Raw genomic sequence first — 20,050 nt, 5'->3', positions numbered from 1 at the left:
GAATTATGAATCAACGTTTCTTCTAATCCTAGTAACAGCAAAGGGCAGCAAGGCAATAAAAAAATCCTCCCGGCGGGGAGAATTTTTTTATTAGCCTTAGTTTACGCAGGGTGTTTCTGAATGCCGCGCGTTAATTTCCTCTGGTTTAATGAACGGCAAACCTTATGCAAACGCTCATGGACGTTCGAGCATCCTATCTAATGCCAATTTAGCAAATGCTGCTGTTTGTTCTTCAACCTGAATTAGATTCTGGCTTTCGCCCTGCACGATTGCTTCAAGACACCAAACAAGGTGCGGCAAATCGATCCTGTTCATGGTCAGGCAGGGACACATATGAGGGTTAAGTGAGATGATTTTTTTATCTGGATGCTGGGTGATAATCCTTTTAACCAGATTCATCTCTGTACCGATCGCCCATGCAGATCCAGGTTCTGAATGTTCAATTGCATCTATTATATAATTGGTCGACCCTGCCATATCGGAAAATTCCACAACTTCCCTTCTGCATTCCGGATGGACAATGATCTTCATTGCCGGATATTGTTCCCGAACTTCTTTGACATTTTCAACAGTAAAGTTTTCATGAACAGAACAATGGCCTTTCCAAAGAATTACTTTAATGTCCTCAAGCGGCCCTTCATATTCCAGCTGATCCGTAATGGGGTTCCATACAGCCATTTCCTCAAGCCCAATTCCGAGGTTATAAGCCGTATTTCTTCCAAGATGCTGGTCAGGCAGAAATACAATTCTCGGCTTCTGCTCAAACGCCCAGCTTACCATTTTTTCAGCATTCGAAGAAGTAACTGTTGCTCCCCCATGACGGCCTACAAAAGCCTTGATGGCCGCAGTAGAGTTTACGTATGTTAAAGGAAGCATTGTATTGCCAAACACATTCTGCAGCTTCGTCCAGGCTCTTTCTGTTTGGCTGATATCAGCCATATCGGCCATGGAGCAGCCTGCGCGCATATCAGGCAATACCACTTTTTGATGGGAATCTGTTAAGATATCAGCCGTTTCAGCCATAAAGTGAACTCCGCAAAACACAATATATTCTGCCTCTGAATTTTCCTGTGAAAGCTGGGCAAGCTTTAGTGAATCACCAGTAGCGTCCGCAAACTGGATGACCTCATCCTTCTGATAATGATGACCCGGAATGAACAGCTTGTTCCCAAGCTTATCTTTTATCTCTCTTGCTCGATCCTCCAGTTCCTTTACAGTCATCATTCGATATTTTTCCGGAAGAATAGTTGTTTGTTTTTCTGCTGTCTGAAAAATATTCATTTCCTCCATACCCCTTTGCCAATAATGCATATATTTTTTTAGAACTTTATATCTTTGAACGTCTATAACTGTCTAGCTCCACAAGGAATGCTTCGACAGCTTTATCATCGCACGACTAAAAGCGCTAGCTTTTAGGAGGAGCGCCTACCCCCTCGAGATGAGGCCCCCAGGATGGGGGTCATGCAGACGTTGCCACAGGACGTGGCGTTCTTAGTCTGCGTTCCTTCGTGGGCAAGGCGCTTCCGCTTTTCTTATTCAACAGTAACCTTCACACTTATATCAAGCGATTTCACAGAATGTGTAAGAAAACCCAGTGAAATAAAATCAACCCCTGTATCGCTGTAAGCTGACAGGTTATCCAATGTAATTCCTCCGGAAGCTTCTGTCAGAATCCCATTCGGCACAATGCTGATCCACTCTTTAATCTCTTCAGGGCTTCTGTTGTCAAACATGATTACATCTGCACCTGCTTCAACTGCTTCAAAGACCTGTTCTTTTGTTTCCGTTTCAACTTCAACTTTTACCATATGCCCAATTTTTGACTGCACTTCTTCCACAGCTTTCGAAATTGAGCCTGCAAAAGAAATATGGTTATCTTTAATCATGACTGCATCATAGAGGCCATATCGATGATTAAATCCCCCTCCGCACCTGACTGCATATTTTTCTAGCATTCTAAGGCCAGGTGTAGTTTTTCTTGTATCACAGATTTTCGTATGAGAACTATTTAAGACCCGGACAGCCTCACTTGTTTTTGTTGCAATTCCGCTCATTCTTTGAAGCAGATTTAAGATCACTCTTTCTCCTTTTAATAAATCGGATACAGGCCCTGTGGCTTCAGCAAGGACTTGACCTTTCTCAATCCATTCTCCATCCTTTACTTTTATATTGACTTCAGCCTCTGGATTCAGCACTTTATACCCTGACCTGATTATTTCTTCTCCGCAAAAAATGCCATTGTCCTTTGCCAGGAAAACGACCTTTCCAGTCTGATCCTCTCCAAAAATAAGTCCGCTTGTCAGGTCGCGGTCACCGATATCCTCGAGAAAAAACTGTTCAAGTTGCAATCGCAGCTTTAATTTGTTCATTTTTACCATCCTTTTCAGATTTTCGGGATTGAATAATTCTTTTTCCAAGCCATTCATGACTTTCGAAAGGATAATCCTGCCGGCAATGACCACCCCGGCTCTCTGTCCTCCTTAATGCAGAATCTGTTATCAGATAAGCTGAAATAAGCATGAAAGCCCGTGTTACTTCCTCTATTGAAAGATCATCAAGTTCTGCTTTCATCCATTCTTCAATTTTGCAGCCTTTAAGCCAGGCAAGCTGATCTAAAAGCCCTTCTTTTGTTTTGATAATCCCTGCATTTTTCATCATTCTCATTTTTATTTCTTCAATTGAAGGCAACCTTTCTTTGAATAGACATCTGAATTCTGTCTCGGGAAATGTCAGTCCTTTAGCAGGTCCACTTGGCGGCTGTTCATTAAGCCATTCCGCAAGTCTTTTGCCCAAATATAAACCTTCCAGAAGGGAATTGCTTGCAAGCCGGTTAGCGCCATGTATGCCTGTGCATGCAGCTTCACCTATCGCATACAGGCCAGGAATGCTGGTGCGGCCCATTAAGTCAGTTTTAATTCCTCCCATTAAAAAGTGGCTTCCGGGTGAAACTGGAATTTTCCCAATGCTTAAATCTACTCCGTTTTGTTCACAGATTTTTGTTATCGTCGGAAACCTGGATTTAAAGTTTTCGATTGTGGAGATATCCAGGAACACGGCTTTTCCTTCCTCAAGAGAATGAAAAATTGCCTGTGATACAACATGTCTTGGCGCTAAATCTCCCTGTGGATGAAGTCCTGCCATTACTGGTTTCCCGTCTTCTGTAATGAGCCGGCCGCCCTCTCCCCTGACAGCTTCAGAGATTAGCCCCAATGCTTTACCGTCTTTATAGAGAAGCGTGGGATGAAATTGGATGAACTCCATATCAGCTATTTCCGCACCTGCTCTGTACGCTAAGGCAATTCCATCTCCTGTTACGGTATCGGCATTGGATGTATATTCATATAGCTGGCCGCAGCCCCCTGTTGCAAGCACAACATGAGATGAAAAAAATCGATGAATTACACCATTGGCATCTTTTCCTTTTACCCCTATACAACTGCCGTCCGTGTCATTTATCAGCAATTCAAGCACGAGAACATTTTCCTTGATTCGAACGTTTTGATTTTTCTTTGACAGCATAAAATCAATGACTGTTTTTCCAGTGCTGTCCCCGCCTCCATGTACAATTCTGTTTTCTGAATGAGCCCCTTCTATGCCTAACGCAATTGCTCCTTCAGAATCCATATCAAACGGGCATCCCTCTTGAATAAGCTCTTTTATCAGGGAGGGTGCTTCACTGGTCAGGGCCAGCACTGCCTCAGAATCATTATGAAACCTTCCTGCTTCGAGTGTATCCATGTAGTGCTTGGATGGGTGATCATTTATTCCCAGGGCAGCCGCAATACCGCCCTGCGCCATATATGAGTTTCCATTTTTAACAGTTGACTTTGTGAGAACAATCACATTCAAGTCCTGGCGCAGCTTCTTTGCCAACTGCAAAGCGGCTACCCCGCTTCCAATAATCAAAACGTCGGCATACATTATTTTTTACCTCCTGTTTTTACAGGTGTCTTGACACCTATATTTACACAGATTTAGAATTATGACAAGAGGTTTTCATAGTTTAAGAGGAACTTCTGGCTTTTTGAATGCTTTATTAAAAAAAGAGAGCAGGTGAGAACATTAAATATTTTGATTATGCAGCATCATGTCCGCTTGATCCGGAAGCGGCAGATGCCTATATAAAAGCCTCAACTGAATACTTTGGCAACTCCCGCAGTCTTCATGATACCGGGAGCGCAGCAGAAGGGCTTCTTGAAAATTGCCGGAGAGAATTAGCCGTAATTTTAGGAGTTGAGAGTGAAGGAATCTACTTTACCAGCGGAGGTACAGAAAGCAATTTACTCGCTATATTAGCCTTGCTGTCTGGCTCTGAAACATCAGGAAAACATATTATAGCGGGAATGGCTGAACATTCCTCTATTCATAGTGTCTTAGAGAAATTACGCCTTGATAAAGGCTTTGAAATTACAGAAATCCCTTTTGGAGCAGATGGCCGTATTGACCTAAAAAAATTAAGTTCAGCCATCAGGGATGATACCGTCTTAATTACCATACAGCATGGCAATCCTGAAATCGGCACATTGCAGCCTGTCCTTGAGATCAGCCAGCTTTGCAGGCAAAGACAAATATTGCTGCATAGTGATTGTGTCCATACTTTTGGCAAATCAGATTTGAAAGAAGTCGCCCGCTTTGTTGATAGCCTGTCCTTTTCTGCCCATAAATTTTACGGGCCAAAAGGGGTTGGAGGGGTTTACCTCAAACCCGGCAGGCGGTGGAGCTCCTTCTTACCCGGCGTATCACATGAAAAAGGTTTCAGGCCAGGCACCGTGAACCTTCCGGGAATTGCCGGAATGACAGTGGCTGCACAGAAAGCTTATGTAAATTTAAACAGACATAACAGCCATTTCCAGACACTGCGTGTAGCACTGCTGCAGGAGCTTGAATCTTCACAGGAGAAATTTGTGTTATACGATTTTGCAGGCTCTTACCAGCTTCCTTCAACATTGGGACTTCGGCTAAAAGGGGTGGAAGGGCAATATACCATGCTTGAATGCAACAGACTCGGATATGCCGTATCTACAGGAAGCGCATGCAGCACAGGCATGAAAACTGTTTCTAAAACGATGGAGGCCCTGGGGGTTACAGAAAAAAACGGCAAGGAATTTATCCGGATTTCTTTCGGGTGGAATACTGCTGTTGAGGATGCAAAGTCACTCGGGGAAAAGCTGGCAGAAATGGCCCGGGAACTCGTACCGCTCTAATCTTTTATCTTCTGCCGTTTCTTATGTTAGAATGAGACATTATCGGATTATAAGGGTGAGGAAAAAATGAAGGAACAAAAAAAGGTGCTCGGAGAGGAGCGAAGGACCTTTCTGCTTCAGCTTCTTAAAGAAAGCGGACAGCCCATTACAGGAGGCGACCTTGCAGCAAAAACAAGGGTAAGCAGACAGGTAATTGTTGGGGATATCACCCTTCTAAAGGCAAGAAAAGAGCCAATCATTGCCACGAGCCAAGGTTATATGTATCTTCATCAGGCTTCTCCTGCTTCTTTAGCCGAGCGGGTCATTGCCTGCCATCATGACCCCGCGAGGACTGAAGAAGAATTGAATCTGCTTGTCGATCATGGGGTAACAGTAAAAGATGTAAGAATTGAACATCCTGTTTATGGTGACTTAACTGCCTCGGTTATGGTATCAACCCGTCAGGAAGTCAAGCAATTCATGGATAAAATTAAAGCCACAAAAGCTTCCTTCTTATCAGAACTGACAGATGGCATTCATCTTCATACTCTTTCTGCAGCCTCAGAACAGAAACTCGATGAAGCTGAGAAATTATTAAAGGAAGCAGGATTTCTTATTGACCTGGAATAGAGTTAATCTTTCTTATTTTCAAATTAGAAAGGGATCCGGATATGTATACACCGGATCCTTTTCTTTTGCTTTATTCCTGAAGAACTTTTGTATTTTTATTGCGAAGCTGAAAATATGGATAGCTTCCCAAAACCTTAACGCTGCAGCCCAGTGCCTCCAATTCGGCAACTGCCCCGGGGATAAGGACATCGTCCTGCTTCATATCCACGTCAATGATAAAGAAATAATTTCCCAATCCTGTTTTCATCGGCCTTGATTCAATCTTCGTCAAATTGAGCTTTCTCCATGCAAATGCCGAAAGCACTTGATGAAGTGCCCCTGACCTATCAGCCGGCAGCGTCACCATAACAGTCGTCTTGTGCCCGGCAAACTCTTTGCGGTCTTCATTGATTGACAGTTCTTTACTGGACAATACTATGAACTTTGTATGGTTAAAATCAAAATCATGGATATCCTCTTTAACGATCGCCAGTCCATAGACTTCTGCCGCTAATTCATTAGCGATGGCGCCGGCCCGCAAGTCTGGATTTTCTTTTACATATTGAGCTGCTGCTGCAGTTGAAGTAGTGCTTTCACAGGGGATTCCTTTCAGCTCTTTATGCAGAAATTTATGGCATTGTGCAATAGCATGGGAATGGCTATAAACTATATCGGTTTTATCCCATTCCTTAACATGATCAGGATGGACCATAAAATGCTGGCGAATAGGGGCTGTCAGTTCGCCGATAATAGGAAAACCGACTTCATGGATTAAATAATCCAATGTAATATTCACTGAGCCTTCCAATGCGTTTTCAAGAGGAACTACCGCCAGTTCTATTTCATTCTCATTTAATGCATCAAAACAGGCTGGTATCGTTGGGTAGGCAACGGCTGTCTCATTCGGAAATAAACTCCTTGCAGCAATATCTGTAAAGGTGGCTTTGGGGCCCAAAAATCCTATCTTCACGGTAATTACCTCCTTTTTCGTCAGACTTATCTTAAATCACTGAAAATTTTCTTTATACTTTACTACTTTAACATATGTATGTAATTTACAAAATAATAAACTAAAAAAGGGCAGGGTACAGAGCGCATTTTCTTATGCACCCGTCCCCAGCACCTCTACTTTTTCTACAAACTCTAATTTTCGAAGCCTTGCCAAGAGCTCCTCAATCTCGATGCCCATTTCAGTTACATTCAGGGAAAGAGTGACATTTGCCCTTCCCTGGAGTGGAATGGTCTGGTGTATGGTTAGGACATTGCACCCCGATGAAGCCACAACGCCCAATAAATGGGATAAAGTCCCCGATCTGTCTTCCAAATGAAAGAATAAAGTGATCAGCCGTTCTTTGACAACAGTATGGAAAGGAAACACAGTGTCTCTATATTTATAAAAAGCACTTCTGCTCAAATCGACCTTTTGGACAGCATCCCAAACCGATTCGGCTTTTCCCCTTTCGATCATTTCCTTCGCATCCAATGTTTTCTTCATTGCTTCAGGCAAAACATCTTCGCGAACCAAATAAAATTTCTTATCGAATCTATCTTTTCTCATTTCTCCACCCCGTCAATCGAGAAGGTTAGTCAATAAACTCGAATTCATAATCAAGCAGCTTAACGGTATCACCGTCTTTTGCTCCTTTTTCACGAAGTGCATCATCCACACCCATTCCGCGCAGCTGTCTTGCAAACCTGCGGACAGATTCATCTCTTGAGAAATCAGTCATCTTAAAGAGCTTCTCAATAGCATCGCCAGATACGACGAACACTCCTGCAGGGTCTCTCGTAATGACAAATTCCGTCTGCTCAGCTTCATGCTTATAAAGAACGCGGTGCACACCTGTATCTTCTTCTTCTTCATGCGACAGCGGGAATTCAGGCGTTTCTTCAAGCTTATCTGCAACGGCAAATAATAAATCCCTTAACCCTTGTCTTGTTAAAGCGGATATCGGAAAAATCGGATACTCTTCTTCAAGCTGTTCTTTGAATTTATTAAGATTTTCCTCTGCATCAGGCATGTCCATTTTATTTGCCACAATGACTTGAGGTCTTTCAGTGAGACGAAGGTTATATTCTTTTAATTCTTTATTGATGGTTAGATAGTCTTCAAATGGATCCCTGCCCTCAACAGCAGCCATATCGATAACATGGACAATAACTCTGGTTCTCTCAATATGCCGTAAAAATTGATGCCCAAGGCCTACTCCCGAATGGGCGCCTTCAATTAATCCAGGCAAGTCTGCCATGACAAAGCTGCGGCCGTCTTCAGTCTCAACCATTCCCAGATTGGGAACAATCGTCGTAAAGTGGTATTCCGCAATCTTCGGTCGTGCCGATGAGACAACGGACAGCAGCGTGGATTTTCCGACGCTTGGAAAACCGACTAAACCAACATCAGCTAAAAGCTTGAGTTCCAGCACAACATCTCTTTCCTGACCCGGTTCGCCATGTTCGGACAATTCTGGAGCAGGATTGGCCGGTGTGGCAAAGCGGGTATTCCCTCTGCCTCCGCGGCCCCCGCGTGCTATGACAGCTTTTTGCCCGTGCTCAGTCAAATCTGCGATTACTTCCCCTGACTCGGCATCAGTTACAACTGTTCCCGGCGGAACTTTAACAATCATGTCTTTTGCATTTCTTCCATGCTGATTTTTAGACATTCCATGCTCACCGCGGGGAGCTTTAAAATGGCGCTGATAACGGAAATCCATTAACGTGCGCAATCCCTCATTCACTTCAAAAACAACATTGGCACCCTTGCCGCCATCTCCCCCGGCTGGGCCTCCGTTCGGCACATATTTTTCACGGCGGAAAGCAACCATTCCGTTGCCCCCGTCCCCGCCTTTAACATAAACTTTGACTTGATCGACAAACATATATTATTCCTCCCGTCTGCAGTATGTCCCAATTGTCTGGCATTCAGCCAAATTAACGGCACTGACTGGATCCACTCTTACACTTAAGAAATGCTCCAGCCTGCAGAGTTTCACACTTAGTATTGCTTTCTGCGGCGGAAATCACTCTCTGCCATTCGCAATGAATGGCACAAATAATTCCAGTGCAAGCTCCTCTTCAGCTAATTCCTGAACAGCAGCCGTTATGTCATCGTTCTTCTTTTTGAAGAACTGATCCAATTTATCGATATCTGTTAGTATTCCGCTAAAATCAAAAAAGAAACGAGCCCCTTCTTTTTCATGCCTGATGGATACAGATAAATGATTATCATGGTAAGGCCTTACTGATGAGTCCAAAATGGCAAAAAAAGAGCCTGTCCACTCAGAAAGGACAAAGTCATCCAATCGGCCGGAAATGGTATCATCGAGCACCTCATATTCAAGCTGAAAGTAGTGGTTTTCCCAATTATAAGTCAATAAAAGCGAAGCAAACTCAGGAAGGTTTAAATTTGAAAGTCTTGCTTCCTGCTGAGCTTCCACCACGATTTCATCTATGATTTCCTTAGCCCTGTCTACCTTGTTAAGGGAAAGGTTGCCTTTAATTAATTGTATTTTATTCAGCCAGTCATGCCGGGCATGACGCAGCACTTCAATCATATTCCAGTCTTTTTCCATATATGCACTCCTGTATGGTTATTAGGCTGTCAGAAGACTGTGCTTGCTGTAAGTATATCAAAAAACATAAGTACAGTAAGCAAATTTATGTTAAATAAGAAAATATTGCTTATGCGAAGAAGAGCTGCTGTCTTCTGGAGCTATAAATTCATTAGATAAAATGTGAAGTGCACTGGCGGATTTTTTGCCAAAAAAAGAAAACCCTAACCTTGTGGGCTAGGGTTTTCTCGAAAAGGCTTACGCCTCTTGAGCTGCAGGATATACGCTCACTTGCTTGCGGTCACGTCCAAGACGCTCGAACTTAACAACACCGTCAACTTTCGCGAATAGTGTGTCATCGCCGCCTTTACCCACGTTTACACCTGGGTAGATCTTAGTACCGCGCTGACGGTATAGGATTGAGCCGCCAGTTACGAATTGTCCGTCCGCACGCTTAGCGCCAAGACGCTTAGAGATTGAGTCACGGCCGTTCTTTGTAGAACCTACTCCCTTTTTAGAAGCGAACAACTGAAGATCTAATTTTAATAGCATTTATTCCACCTCCTGCTTTTTGAAGGTAATCTTTATATACTTTCCGTAGTCTTCTTCAATCGTCTGCAATGAAACAACCATGCCTTCAAGAAGAAGCTGCACTTTCTCATTCATGTCATCCTGAATACCAGGAAGAACACAGCGGAGAAAGCCATCTCCGTGGCTGATTTCTGGTGTCACGCCGGTTAGGGCATGGACAGCATTAATGGCACCGATGGAAACGGCAGATACACCTGCACAGACGATATCCTTGCCTCTGTTTGCGAAGAATGCATGACCGCTTATTTCAAACGAACGAATATTTCCGGAATCTTTACGAATAATCGTAACTTCAATCATCTGAATCGCCTGATTAAGCGTTGATTTTTTCAATCATAACTTTAGTGTAAGGCTGACGATGACCTTGCTTCTTACGATAGTTTTTCTTTGCTTTGTACTTGAATACAGTGATTTTCTTTTGACGGCCTTGTTTTTCAACTTTAGCTGTAACAGTAGCACCTTCAACTACAGGGCTTCCTACTTTTACGCTGTCTCCGCCAACGAAAAGAACCTTTTCAAAAGTAACTGTTTCGCCTGCTTCTGCGTTAAGCTTTTCGATGTAGATAGCTTGACCTTCTTCTACACGTAATTGCTTACCGCCAGTTTCGATAATCGCGTACATGAACTGCACCTCCTCTTAGACTAAGACTCGCCATCCCAGGCGCCGACACGAAAAGCGGGCTTATGTACCTGTTCTGTGCGGTTGTAGCACGGGTGCGCTACAAACATAACATGAAAATCCTATCATATAATGATTATTCATGTCAATAAGAATTATATGATTCTCTTTTTTGCACCTAAAAGTTACTTTTTTACGTGCCTATACAATTATAATGCTAATGGGGTTATTAGGGAAGTGGGAAATACTGCACTAAAAAAGCAGGCGGTGTGGTTAACCCCGCCTGCTTTGAACTATTCAAGTTCTGCTGCACTGCCAAACTTTCTGATTTCATAAAATGGCTTGCAATTTTCCTTATAGGAAAACATTATTTTTAAGCCAATGCTGTCTTCGATTCTCTTTTTATGGGCATCATTTTCCCCTGAGAATAGCGCCGCTGTGCCTGGGGTGGTTTCGATTAAGACAGCTTCATGGTCATTGCCGCGATGTTCCCACAGTTCTCTTTCCAGCCTGAAGGCAATGGTTTCAGCACTCAGCACTCTTCCGGCGCCTTCACATACTTGACACCTTTCGGTGAGTGATTCTGATATAGCCGGTTTTGTCTTTTTTCTGGTCATCTGGAGGATTCCAAGCGGGGTGAATCCAACGAGTTTAGTGCGTCTTTCATCTTTTTTCAGCGCATTTTCCATGGTGGAGAGAATATGCTTCCGGTCAGATGCTTCTTTCATGTCGATAAAATCGATTAGGATCATGCCGCCTATATCGCGGAGCCTGATCTGCCTTGCAGCTTCTTCGGCCGCCTGCTCGTTCGTTTTTAACACAGTATCCCTGCGGTCCTGCTTACCGGCGAACTTTCCGGTATTTACATCGATGACTGTTAAAGCTTCGGTTTCATCAAAAATAAGATATGCGCCAGTTTCAAGCCATACAATTCGTTTCAGCGCTTTATCAATTTCAGCTTCAACATTAAAAGCGGAGAAGATATTTTCCTTGCCAGTGTGCAGCCGAATTGGCAGGCTGGTGTGTTTCTGGAGCACACTCTTCAGTGTTAAATCGTCCACTGCGATTTCTCCGTCAGCCATTTTCTTCGCTTCTTCTTTAATTTCCTCAATAAAAGAATCCGCTTCGTAAACTTTTCCCGGTTTTTTCTTTGCTTCTGCTGCCCTTAAAAGGTCCCTGTACTCCAGCCTTAGCCTTTCAAGTTCATCCATGAGTTCAATTTCTTTCTTGTTATCACAGGATGTTCTGAAAATCAGCCCTTCATTCTCTTCTTTAGCACGATAGCCAAATTGGCGCCAGTTTTCTCTTGCTTCACTATCCTCAATTTTCTTGGATACAGCAACATAACGGCCATTTGGCATATATATCAGCGAATCTCCTGAAAACTCAAGCACACCTGACAATCTCGGTCCTTTAGTTCCGGCAGCGTCCTTTTCAACTTGAACAAGTATTCTTTCTCCCTGATGGACAAAAGAAGAGATGCTCCGTTTTTCCTTTACTTGCAATTCTTCGGCAGAACGAACATAGGCTGCCAGTTTGTCCCGGTGAATAAATCCGCTTTGATCTTCCCCAATCTCTACAAAAGCTGCATTCAATCCAGGCATTACTTTTGCAACGGTGCCTAAGTAAATATCCCCTACTGATGAACGCTGCTTCGGCTGATCAATAAATAGCTTCTCGACCCTCTTATCTTTTAAATGTGCAAATCGGCGCTCTCTTGATGCATAATTTACAACTAACATGTCCAAAACTATTTCCTCACTTTAAAACATTATTTATTCACGTTAATAAAAACTAGCTCTTCAGTAAACATAAAGCAAATCTCCAATTTTAGCAGTCAGCACTTTTTCTGCAAAGCACGCATGCAGCAGTTCATTTTCATCTAAAGCACCCTTCTCTTTCCCGTCCTTTTCAACTATGATTGGGTGTTTGCATCCTCGCTGAAATCTTTCCAGAACGTCAATAACCAATTCTTCCTCTCTTACAACGATTGGTTTTAATGTCCGAAAGTCGCTGTGCTTCCCATAGTATCTTTCGAGGAGAAAACGGATAAATATGAATCGGCTCTGCTTCCATTCATGATATAGCGAAAACACCAAAAAAGCGAGGACTACCCATATATTCAAGTTAACAGGAGAGGTCAGCAAAGTTAATATAATGAAACTGATTAGACCCGCAGCCGAAATGAAAAGTGTTTTTCTATGCGCTTCCGGAAATGCCTGATTAAGAGAAAGCCATAAAAAAACAAGCTTTCCTCCATCCAATGGCCAGACAGGGAGCAGATTAAAAATCAGTATCATTAAATTAAACTGAATAAACAGGTGAAAAATATCAGCAGATACAAAGGAGAGCTCATAAAATAACAGCGCCGCCCCCATCATCCAAATATGCTGAAGCGGCCCTGCTATAATGACTACGATCTCCTCTTTCAGCGGCCGGTTTCCGTGTTCATCCATTTCCGCTACGCCGCCAAATGGCAATAGGGCAATCTTTTTTATTCTCCAGGAATAAAAGGATGCTGCAGCTGCATGGCCCATTTCATGAACGAAGATAATCAGGAGCAGCATGCATAATTCCATAAAATGAGCAGTCGCGACAGATAGTCCGATAATGGCCCATAACAAAGGATGAATATGAATATGTTTAATTAATCCTGTTATTTTATTCAAATGGGATCACCTGGATCGGATCTATAAAATCATCATCTTTTTTTATCGCGAAATAAAAAGAGCCTTTTTCTCCATCATTGGCGTCACCTGCCGTGCCTATACCGGTTCCTTTTTCAACATATTGATATAAATTCACATTAATTTCAGCCAAATTGCCATACCAGGACTCACTTTTATCACCATGCTGAATAATGACCGTATTTCCGAAACCATCTTTCTTTCCAGCAAACCGCACAAGCCCTTCACTCATTGCTTCAATGGAAGCTTCCTTTCCTGTTTCGATCGTTATTCTCTGTCCATTATCATTAAAGTCTTCCAGGATTTTTGCAGAAGCAGGCAATGCATACTCACTGTTTTCTTCAACGTTCTTTTCATCTTTTTTACCATCTGAAAATGGAAGCAGGGCCAGTGGTTTTCCAAATTGTTCCTCATACCAGCCGGAAACCGCGGCGAATTGAAAATCTTTCTCCATGGCTGCCTTTACAAAGTCTCTTGCAGGATCAAATGTCGCAGCCTGGTTTTTAAAAAGAATAGCAGCGAATAAAAAAATACAGGCAGAAGCAAGCAATTTGAAAAGAAATAGTTCCTTTCGAAATAAGGGGTGATTTCCCTCATCGAGGTTGCTCTCGTATGAAGGCAGCTTATTAAACCCATACCGCTCTTCATCTTCTGTCCAAAGAACAGTTGAGTCTCTCTTGTTTGAGAATCTTTCTTTCTCCTTTTTTCTCCGCTCGATTCTCTTGCGTATTTCATCCGCTCTTGAATTCATAATATCCCCACCATTTCTATATAGCTCTATTTGTACAAGTTTATGAGTTGTCCAAATAGAGTATGACTTGAAGTGGGTGTCTGAGATAAAAAAATAAACCGGAGAAGGCTCCCCGGCTTAAGTTCAATAAATTTCAATTATTTAACACCAAAAAACTTTTTTAGTTTTGAGAATACACCTTTGTTCTCTTCTTCAAGAGGCTGTAGCGGAACAGCTTCACCAAGTATGCGTCTGGCGATATTTCGGTAAGCAACAGAAGCTTTGCTGTTAGGATTTAAAGCAATAGGCTCACCATGATTGGAGGCCTTGATCACTTCATCATCATCTGCCACAATTCCAATTAAATCAATCGACAAATGTGCGGTTATTTCATCGACATCGAGCATGTCGCCATTTTTCATCATATGGCTTCTAATTCTATTTATTATCAGTTTTGGAGCCTCTACATTTTCCTCTTTTTCAAGCAAGCCGATAATCCGGTCAGCATCACGCACGGCTGAAACTTCAGGTGTGGTAACAACAATTGCTTTATCTGCACCGGCAACAGCATTTTTGTACCCCTGCTCAATTCCAGCAGGGCAGTCTATGACAATATAGTCATAATCCTGCTTTAACTCGTCGACCAGCTTTTTCATCTGTTCTGGTGTAACAGCCGTCTTATCACTTGTTTGAGCAGCAGGAAGCAAATACAGCAAATCATCAAACCGTTTATCTTTAACAACAGCCTGATGTATTTTGCACCGGCCTTCGACTACATCGACCAGATCATAAATAATGCGGTTTTCCAGTCCCATCACCACATCAAGATTTCGAAGGCCAATGTCTGTATCCACCAGGCACACTCTTTTCCCCTGAAGGGCCAGAGCAGTACCTACATTTGCGGAAGTAGTCGTTTTTCCGACTCCGCCTTTTCCGGACGTAATGACAATCGCTTCTCCCATCCTAGCTTCCCCCTTGCAATCTAGTAATATTAGGTCTTAGATGCATTAATACTTGTAATCTATCTACGGTAATTTGATCATCTTTATCTATGTAAGCACATTCCATTTCTCTTTTTTCGTCATCCTGATCCTTGTCAGGAGCCCGGTTAATACAATTGCTGATCCTTAATTGGGATGGTTTCATAAGCGAAGCAACGACCACGGCTTCCTTATTCCCATGGCATCCGGCATGGGCTATGCCTTTTAGCGCCCCCATTATAAAGATGTTTCCTCCAGCCATGACAGTGCCCCCGGGATTTACATCTCCGATAAGAAGCAGATCTCCCGCCACTTCGAGAACCTGCCCGGAACGAATCACCTTCGCCACAGATACAATTTCGTTTTCTTCCTTCTGTTTTTCAGCTTCTTCTTTGGTAATGACATTGGAGCTTATAGACTCAACGATCAGGTTCTTCTTTTGCCTGATTAACTCCTTCAATTCTTCCTGCTGCTCTTCTGTGAGATAACGGTTGCCGACTTGTACCCTCACTGAAAGGAGCCGGTCTTCAACAGATCTGGAGTTTTCTGAAAGCTTTCTATCAAGTTCTTTCTTCAGCTCTCCATATGAACAGGAATCATCGAGATGCAAAGTCAAACCATCTTTCGTACCTTTTATTGTAACGTTTTGGTTTTTTTTCATTTCAAGATGTTCACCTCAATGATAAGAAACACATAAGTGCTGTTGGCACTCTATTTTAAAGCAGTCCATAAACTGCTATTTTTTCAAACAGCCGCAGGGCCATTCTTTTAAAAACAAATTATGTCAATTATCCCTATCCAATTTGCCCATAAAGGTAGAATTCGACAGAAACCTTCTAAATTCCTTTTTTCCTAAAAATTATTCATTTAAAAGAAACCGGATTAATCCGGTTTCTTTTAAAATGAATTGTGAAATTATATCACTTCAAACGGTTAGTCGTTTAAGCTATCTGCAAATTTTTCAGAAAGTCTTTTAAATGGATAAACAGCTAATATAATGAAAATGGCATTTAATATCAGAGTTGGCACGAGACGGGACGAAAGAAAGGCTGCAAAGACCATATCAGTATGGTGAATTAATAAGTTCATCTGGTAGACACCGGCCTCAAGAAGAGTGATGCCTAAGAGCACAATGATGGAAGCCATAGCCATATTCGTCTGAAGAATTTTCATTAGTTTGGTTGTAATAAAAGCAATGACTGGAAATAGAAACAGGTAAACGCCAATAATTTCCACGTACACAATATCAAAAAGCAAGCCGAATAATAAGCCGTAAAGAATTCCGTGCTTTCTTGAGCCAAAAATGGTCAAAAAAAGCAATCCGGCCATCAGGAAACGGGGAACTGCTATTTTTCCGCTGCCTAACAAATCATGCGGAGTTAATTGAACAAATATGCTTTCACCGATAAATAAGGCCAGGAGTATGAGTGGAAGAAGGAATCTTCTCACAGTTCCTCCTCCTTCTCATCAACCATTTCCATTAGTTCAGGCTGTAAAGCACCTCTTTTAACGACCATTACATGTCCAATATCATAGAAATCTGCCCCCGGCTTAACATAGGCGGTCTGCGTAAGACCAAATTCATCAGGAACAACATCAACAACCTTCCCAATCGGAAGGCTCTCAGGAAAGACACCGCCCAGACCTGATGTAATAACGTTTTGATCCTTTTTTACCTTTGCATCATAAGGAATTCGCTTAAGCAAAAGAAGACCTTTTTCTTTATCGTAGCCTTCAATCAGACCAAAAAAGTTATTCTCGCCTGCCTGAATTTTAGCAGAGATGCGATTTGTCGGGTCCATTGAACTAAGAAGCTGAACTGTTGAAGTAAAGGTATTGCTGCTTTTCACTTTGCCGATCAGGCCTTTAGACGTAATGACAGCCATGTTCGGTTCAATGCCAGCATTTTTCCCTTTATTAATGATAAGCAATTCATGCCATCTGTCGGGATTTCTTCCTATAACAGTTGCCTGCTTTGGCTCAAATTCACTTAAAGAGTCTTTCTTATCCAGAATCTCACGAAGTTCTGTATTGTCTTTTTTCAGCCGCTGAACCTCAGACTCAAGGCGTGCAAGTTCATCCAGCCTTGTCTTTAGCTCTTTATTTTCTTTGTATGTATTTTGCAAGTCTTCGACATTTTCAAAGAATCCTGCCACATAATTCACAGGGCTGGAAACAGCATTTTGTATAAACCCGGTAGTATCTTTTAAAAATTGTTCAGGCCAGGTCAAATTTTCTCTATCTTTTAAAGAAAATCCAATCAATGCCACGAGAATAATAATGCTGACAAGCAAAATAATCAGGCGTTTGTTCAGAAAGAACTGTGGCATCCGTTACACCTCGATTAGTATTTTTTCAGGAAAAATTGTGCCATTAAGGCGCTGCTCAACAAAATATAACATATATCTGCGAAATTATCATTTAAGGTTCAAGAAAAAAACCAAATTTGAGCCCATGCACTTTTTAAGAAGTGAATGGGCTTTATCATTTTCTTATTCAGGCTTCTATTTATCTGGATTCTTTAGCTTTCGTTTTGAATAAATCGATATGGTCAAGAGCTTTTCCAGTACCTATTGCGACACAGTCCAATGGGTTTTCTGCAATAAGGACAGGCATTTTCGTTTCTTCGCTGATTACTTTATCCAGGTTGCGGAGAAGCGCTCCCCCGCCAGTAAGTACAATACCTCGGTCCATAATATCTGCCGCCAGTTCAGGAGGAGTTTTTTCAAGAGTATTTTTTACTGCATCCACAATTGCATAAACTGTATCATTCAAGGCTTTTGAAATTTCTTCAGCAGTAATTTCAATTGTTTTTGGCAGGCCCGTCAGCAGATCGCGGCCGCGAATTTCCATGTTTTCGACGCCTTCCGGATCTCCAGCAGAACCCACTTCCACTTTAATCGTTTCTGCTGTACGGTCACCAATCATTAAATTATAATTTTTGCGGATATAATTGATGATCGCGTCATCCATTTCATCACCGGCAATGCGGATGGATTGGCTCGTAACAATTCCGCCCAAGGAAATGATGGCTACTTCGGTAGTACCTCCCCCGATATCGACCACCATGCTTCCTGTCGGTTCCCAAACAGGAAGATTAGCCCCGATTGCAGCGGCAAACGGCTCTTCGATGGTATAGGCATCGCGTGCCCCTGCCTGGCGGGTGGCATCGACTACAGCACGTTCTTCAACGGCTGTAATGCCGGATGGCACACATACCATTACATATGGCTTACCTGAAAAGAAGCTCTTATTTTTATTAGCCTGTTTAATATAATATTTCATCATGACAGCGGTTGTTTCATAATCCGCAATTACGCCATCCTTCATTGGACGCAGAGCGACAATATTGCCGGGTGTACGGCCGATCATATTTTTCGCGTCATTGCCGACTGCTACAATATTTTTAGTATCTGTCTGCAGTGCTACTACTGACGGCTCTCTGACAACAATTCCTTTTCCTTTCACATAGACAAGTGTATTAGCTGTTCCTAAATCTATTCCAAGGTCTCTAGTACCGATTCCAAACATAAATGGTATCTCCCTTTCTGATACAAATTGCTCATTTTCCTAAGTAAGGTATTTTAATGGAATTTTCTTTAATTTTTCTAGTACAATGAGCCTCCAAAAAGCAAGGCATCTCAAAAATCATAACCAATATTATAGCGCAACGTCAAATAAAAACATAGTGTTATAAATACCCTTTTTCCTTTAAACTGACAAATTTATTTTCACCGATGATAAGATGGTCCAGCACATCGATGCCAATTATTTTTCCGGACTCCGCAAGTCTCTTGGTTACTTCAATATCTTCCCGGCTTGGAGTCGGGTCACCGCTCGGATGATTATGAATACAGATAATGGACGCAGCCGACCTGCGGAATGCCTCTTTAAAGACCTCTCTCGGATGAACAATTGAAGCATTCAGGCTTCCAATAAAGATGGTCTGCTTATGCAGCACCTGATTTTTTGTATTTAAATAAAGGCATACAAAATGTTCCTGAGACAGGAATCGCATATCATGCATAACATAATTTGCTCCATCCTCAGGAGAACGGATAATATATCTGTCGTCATATGTGAGATTGGAAATCCTCCGGCCGATTTCAACTGCTGCCAGCAGCTGAATTGCCTTTGCAGATCCTATTCCTTTAATGGCCGTTATTTCATCCAGGGACGCATCCTTTAATAGCCGGAGTCCTTCAAAATGGGTAAGAAGCCTATTCGCTAGTTGCAGAACAGATTCATCTTTCGTGCCCGTTCTGAGTAATATCGCTATCAGTTCGTGAATGGATAAGCTTTGCGGACCATTTTGGACAAAGCGCTCACGAGGGCGTTCATCTTGAGGGAAATCTTTAATCAATAGAGTATCCGTTTGCATATTTTCCTCCCTAAACTCTGGGGCCAGGGAGCTGAAGATGAAAAATGTATATTAAGTAAGCGAATACCCCGCTTTCCTTAATTCACGAACCGTTCTGGAGACAGGAAGGCCGACAACAGAGAAATAATCTCCGGTTATGCTTTTTACAAGCATGCTGCCAATGCCTTGTATCCCATATGCTCCTGCCTTGTCAAATGGTTCACCGGTGCCAATATAAGAGTTAATTTCTTCATCCGTTAACTCCCAGAACACCACATCGGTTTTTTCATAAAATGTAATTACATTTTCAGGCGCCACGATGGATACACCTGTGTAAACAGAATGGGTGGTTCCAGACAGACTTTTAAGCATCCTGAAGGCTTCCTTGCTGCTGCCTGGCTTTCCTAAAACATTGCTGTCTTTAACTACAACTGTATCTGAGCCAATTACATATGAATCAGGATGTTTATTAAATATAGCCTGTGCCTTTCTATGGGCAAGCTCCTTCACGATCTCTCCTGGTGACAGCACTGGATCAAAACTTTCATCGACATCACTGCTGGAGACTTCAAATTGCAAATGAAGATTTTCAAGAAGTTCTTTTCGCCGCGGGGAAGAAGAGGCTAAAATGAGGTTTTGCATGTAATCACCTTACCTTTATGTATCATATTGGGAGATACAGGTTAATCGTATCAAAAAATTGCCAGACAAACAATTTTAAAGAGGTAATTTATAGATATTTT

General features: G+C 42.3%; 22 protein-coding genes and 1 other annotated feature. Of the genes, 2 read left to right on the top strand and 20 right to left on the bottom strand.

What is annotated here, in order from left to right; translation table 11 throughout:
- Positions 1-174: 174 nt before the first annotated feature.
- From nadA to nadB, 3 genes are all read right to left on the bottom strand, one after another.
- Positions 175-1,281, bottom strand: a complete 1,107-nt coding sequence (gene nadA / locus QUF73_23130) for a quinolinate synthase NadA (GenBank protein ID MDM5229003.1) — start codon at positions 1,279-1,281, stop codon at positions 175-177.
- 251 nt (positions 1,282-1,532) lie between these two features.
- Complete coding sequence (gene nadC, locus QUF73_23125; GenBank protein MDM5229002.1) at positions 1,533-2,369, bottom strand: carboxylating nicotinate-nucleotide diphosphorylase; 837 nt, start codon at positions 2,367-2,369, stop codon at positions 1,533-1,535.
- A complete protein-coding gene (nadB, locus tag QUF73_23120; GenBank protein MDM5229001.1) occupies positions 2,338-3,921 on the bottom strand; it encodes an L-aspartate oxidase in 1,584 nt (527 codons plus the stop codon). Before nadB ends, nadC begins: the two co-directional genes overlap by 32 nt.
- Before the next feature lie 200 nt (positions 3,922-4,121).
- Here nadB and QUF73_23115 point away from each other — a divergent pair, with 200 nt between their 5' ends.
- Both QUF73_23115 and QUF73_23110 read left to right on the top strand, forming a co-directional pair.
- Positions 4,122-5,204 (top strand): IscS subfamily cysteine desulfurase, encoded by a 1,083-nt coding sequence (locus tag QUF73_23115; protein MDM5229000.1) that lies wholly within the window; start codon positions 4,122-4,124, stop codon positions 5,202-5,204.
- 66 nt (positions 5,205-5,270) lie between these two features.
- A complete protein-coding gene (locus QUF73_23110; protein ID MDM5228999.1) occupies positions 5,271-5,813 on the top strand; it encodes a transcription repressor NadR in 543 nt (180 codons plus the stop codon).
- A 70-nt stretch (positions 5,814-5,883) separates the two neighbouring features.
- Here QUF73_23110 and pheA read toward each other — a convergent pair whose 3' ends face one another.
- The 17 genes from pheA to QUF73_23025 all read right to left on the bottom strand — a co-directional run bounded on the left by pheA (position 5,884) and on the right by QUF73_23025 (position 19,949).
- Positions 5,884-6,762 carry a prephenate dehydratase gene (pheA, locus tag QUF73_23105; GenBank protein ID MDM5228998.1) on the bottom strand — a complete coding sequence of 293 codons (879 nt, stop codon included), beginning with the start codon at positions 6,760-6,762 and terminating at the stop codon, positions 5,884-5,886.
- A 132-nt stretch (positions 6,763-6,894) separates the two neighbouring features.
- On the bottom strand, positions 6,895-7,350 hold the full coding sequence (locus QUF73_23100; protein MDM5228997.1) for an ACT domain-containing protein: 456 nt from the start codon (positions 7,348-7,350) through the stop codon (positions 6,895-6,897).
- Positions 7,351-7,375: 25 nt separating this feature from the next.
- The gene (gene obgE, locus QUF73_23095; protein MDM5228996.1) at positions 7,376-8,668 is read right to left on the bottom strand and encodes a GTPase ObgE; all 1,293 of its coding nucleotides are present in this window, start codon (positions 8,666-8,668) and stop codon (positions 7,376-7,378) included.
- A 141-nt stretch (positions 8,669-8,809) separates the two neighbouring features.
- Positions 8,810-9,361, bottom strand: coding sequence for a sporulation initiation phosphotransferase B (locus QUF73_23090; GenBank protein ID MDM5228995.1), 552 nt, complete (start codon positions 9,359-9,361; stop codon positions 8,810-8,812).
- 237 nt (positions 9,362-9,598) lie between these two features.
- Complete coding sequence (rpmA, locus tag QUF73_23085; GenBank protein MDM5228994.1) at positions 9,599-9,892, bottom strand: 50S ribosomal protein L27; 294 nt, start codon at positions 9,890-9,892, stop codon at positions 9,599-9,601.
- Positions 9,893-10,231, bottom strand: a complete 339-nt coding sequence (locus tag QUF73_23080) for a ribosomal-processing cysteine protease Prp (protein MDM5228993.1) — start codon at positions 10,229-10,231, stop codon at positions 9,893-9,895. It abuts the gene before it with no gap.
- Positions 10,232-10,244: 13 nt separating this feature from the next.
- Positions 10,245-10,553, bottom strand: coding sequence for a 50S ribosomal protein L21 (rplU, locus tag QUF73_23075; protein MDM5228992.1), 309 nt, complete (start codon positions 10,551-10,553; stop codon positions 10,245-10,247).
- A 13-nt stretch (positions 10,554-10,566) separates the two neighbouring features.
- Positions 10,567-10,646, bottom strand: a sequence feature (ribosomal protein L21 leader region).
- 197 nt (positions 10,647-10,843) lie between these two features.
- On the bottom strand, positions 10,844-12,292 hold the full coding sequence (locus QUF73_23070; protein ID MDM5228991.1) for an Rne/Rng family ribonuclease: 1,449 nt from the start codon (positions 12,290-12,292) through the stop codon (positions 10,844-10,846).
- A gap of 60 nt (positions 12,293-12,352) precedes the next feature.
- Entirely contained in the window at positions 12,353-13,219 is an 867-nt protein-coding gene (locus QUF73_23065) for a M50 family metallopeptidase (protein ID MDM5228990.1), read from the bottom strand.
- Complete coding sequence (locus QUF73_23060; protein ID MDM5228989.1) at positions 13,212-13,988, bottom strand: M23 family metallopeptidase; 777 nt, start codon at positions 13,986-13,988, stop codon at positions 13,212-13,214. The genes QUF73_23065 and QUF73_23060 overlap by 8 nt, the downstream gene beginning before the upstream one ends.
- A gap of 137 nt (positions 13,989-14,125) precedes the next feature.
- On the bottom strand, positions 14,126-14,929 hold the full coding sequence (gene minD, locus QUF73_23055; GenBank protein MDM5228988.1) for a septum site-determining protein MinD: 804 nt from the start codon (positions 14,927-14,929) through the stop codon (positions 14,126-14,128).
- 1 nt (position 14,930) lies between these two features.
- Positions 14,931-15,608, bottom strand: a complete 678-nt coding sequence (gene minC, locus QUF73_23050; GenBank protein MDM5228987.1) for a septum site-determining protein MinC — start codon at positions 15,606-15,608, stop codon at positions 14,931-14,933.
- A 272-nt stretch (positions 15,609-15,880) separates the two neighbouring features.
- Positions 15,881-16,396, bottom strand: coding sequence for a rod shape-determining protein MreD (gene mreD / locus QUF73_23045; GenBank protein ID MDM5228986.1), 516 nt, complete (start codon positions 16,394-16,396; stop codon positions 15,881-15,883).
- Complete coding sequence (gene mreC, locus QUF73_23040; GenBank protein MDM5228985.1) at positions 16,393-17,277, bottom strand: rod shape-determining protein MreC; 885 nt, start codon at positions 17,275-17,277, stop codon at positions 16,393-16,395. Before mreC ends, mreD begins: the two co-directional genes overlap by 4 nt.
- A 178-nt stretch (positions 17,278-17,455) precedes the next feature.
- Entirely contained in the window at positions 17,456-18,478 is a 1,023-nt protein-coding gene (locus QUF73_23035; protein MDM5228984.1) for a rod shape-determining protein, read from the bottom strand.
- 160 nt (positions 18,479-18,638) lie between these two features.
- Entirely contained in the window at positions 18,639-19,328 is a 690-nt protein-coding gene (gene radC / locus QUF73_23030) for a DNA repair protein RadC (GenBank protein ID MDM5228983.1), read from the bottom strand.
- A 51-nt stretch (positions 19,329-19,379) separates the two neighbouring features.
- A complete protein-coding gene (locus QUF73_23025; protein ID MDM5228982.1) occupies positions 19,380-19,949 on the bottom strand; it encodes a Maf family protein in 570 nt (189 codons plus the stop codon).
- Between the last annotated feature and the right edge of the window lie 101 nt (positions 19,950-20,050).

It is taken from the genome of Cytobacillus sp. NJ13, assembly GCA_030348385.1.
GTDB lineage: Bacteria > Bacillota > Bacilli > Bacillales > Cytobacillaceae > Cytobacillus.
The sequence above is the reverse complement of the archived record's forward strand: the minus strand, read 5'-3'. Positions and strand labels throughout refer to the sequence as shown.

Excerpts from the sequence above, each read along its gene's own strand:
- minC (MDM5228987.1), bottom strand. The coding sequence starts at position 15,608 with ATGAAAAAAAACCAAAACGTTACAATAAAAGGTACGAAAGATGGTTTG.
- obgE (MDM5228996.1), bottom strand. The coding sequence starts at position 8,668 with ATGTTTGTCGATCAAGTCAAAGTTTATGTTAAAGGCGGGGACGGGGGC.
- QUF73_23060 (MDM5228989.1), bottom strand. The coding sequence starts at position 13,988 with ATGAATTCAAGAGCGGATGAAATACGCAAGAGAATCGAGCGGAGAAAA.
- nadB (MDM5229001.1), bottom strand. The coding sequence starts at position 3,921 with ATGTATGCCGACGTTTTGATTATTGGAAGCGGGGTAGCCGCTTTGCAG.
- radC (MDM5228983.1), bottom strand. The coding sequence starts at position 19,328 with ATGCAAACGGATACTCTATTGATTAAAGATTTCCCTCAAGATGAACGC.
- QUF73_23090 (MDM5228995.1), bottom strand. The coding sequence starts at position 9,361 with ATGGAAAAAGACTGGAATATGATTGAAGTGCTGCGTCATGCCCGGCAT.
- nadA (MDM5229003.1), bottom strand. The coding sequence starts at position 1,281 with ATGAATATTTTTCAGACAGCAGAAAAACAAACAACTATTCTTCCGGAA.
- QUF73_23070 (MDM5228991.1), bottom strand. The coding sequence starts at position 12,292 with ATGTTAGTTGTAAATTATGCATCAAGAGAGCGCCGATTTGCACATTTA.
- QUF73_23025 (MDM5228982.1), bottom strand. The coding sequence starts at position 19,949 with ATGCAAAACCTCATTTTAGCCTCTTCTTCCCCGCGGCGAAAAGAACTT.
- QUF73_23080 (MDM5228993.1), bottom strand. The coding sequence starts at position 10,231 with ATGATTGAAGTTACGATTATTCGTAAAGATTCCGGAAATATTCGTTCG.
- minD (MDM5228988.1), bottom strand. The coding sequence starts at position 14,929 with ATGGGAGAAGCGATTGTCATTACGTCCGGAAAAGGCGGAGTCGGAAAA.
- nadC (MDM5229002.1), bottom strand. The coding sequence starts at position 2,369 with ATGAACAAATTAAAGCTGCGATTGCAACTTGAACAGTTTTTTCTCGAG.
- rpmA (MDM5228994.1), bottom strand. The coding sequence starts at position 9,892 with ATGCTATTAAAATTAGATCTTCAGTTGTTCGCTTCTAAAAAGGGAGTA.
- QUF73_23110 (MDM5228999.1), top strand. The coding sequence starts at position 5,271 with ATGAAGGAACAAAAAAAGGTGCTCGGAGAGGAGCGAAGGACCTTTCTG.
- mreC (MDM5228985.1), bottom strand. The coding sequence starts at position 17,277 with ATGCCACAGTTCTTTCTGAACAAACGCCTGATTATTTTGCTTGTCAGC.
- QUF73_23035 (MDM5228984.1), bottom strand. The coding sequence starts at position 18,478 with ATGTTTGGAATCGGTACTAGAGACCTTGGAATAGATTTAGGAACAGCT.
- rplU (MDM5228992.1), bottom strand. The coding sequence starts at position 10,553 with ATGTACGCGATTATCGAAACTGGCGGTAAGCAATTACGTGTAGAAGAA.
- QUF73_23100 (MDM5228997.1), bottom strand. The coding sequence starts at position 7,350 with ATGAGAAAAGATAGATTCGATAAGAAATTTTATTTGGTTCGCGAAGAT.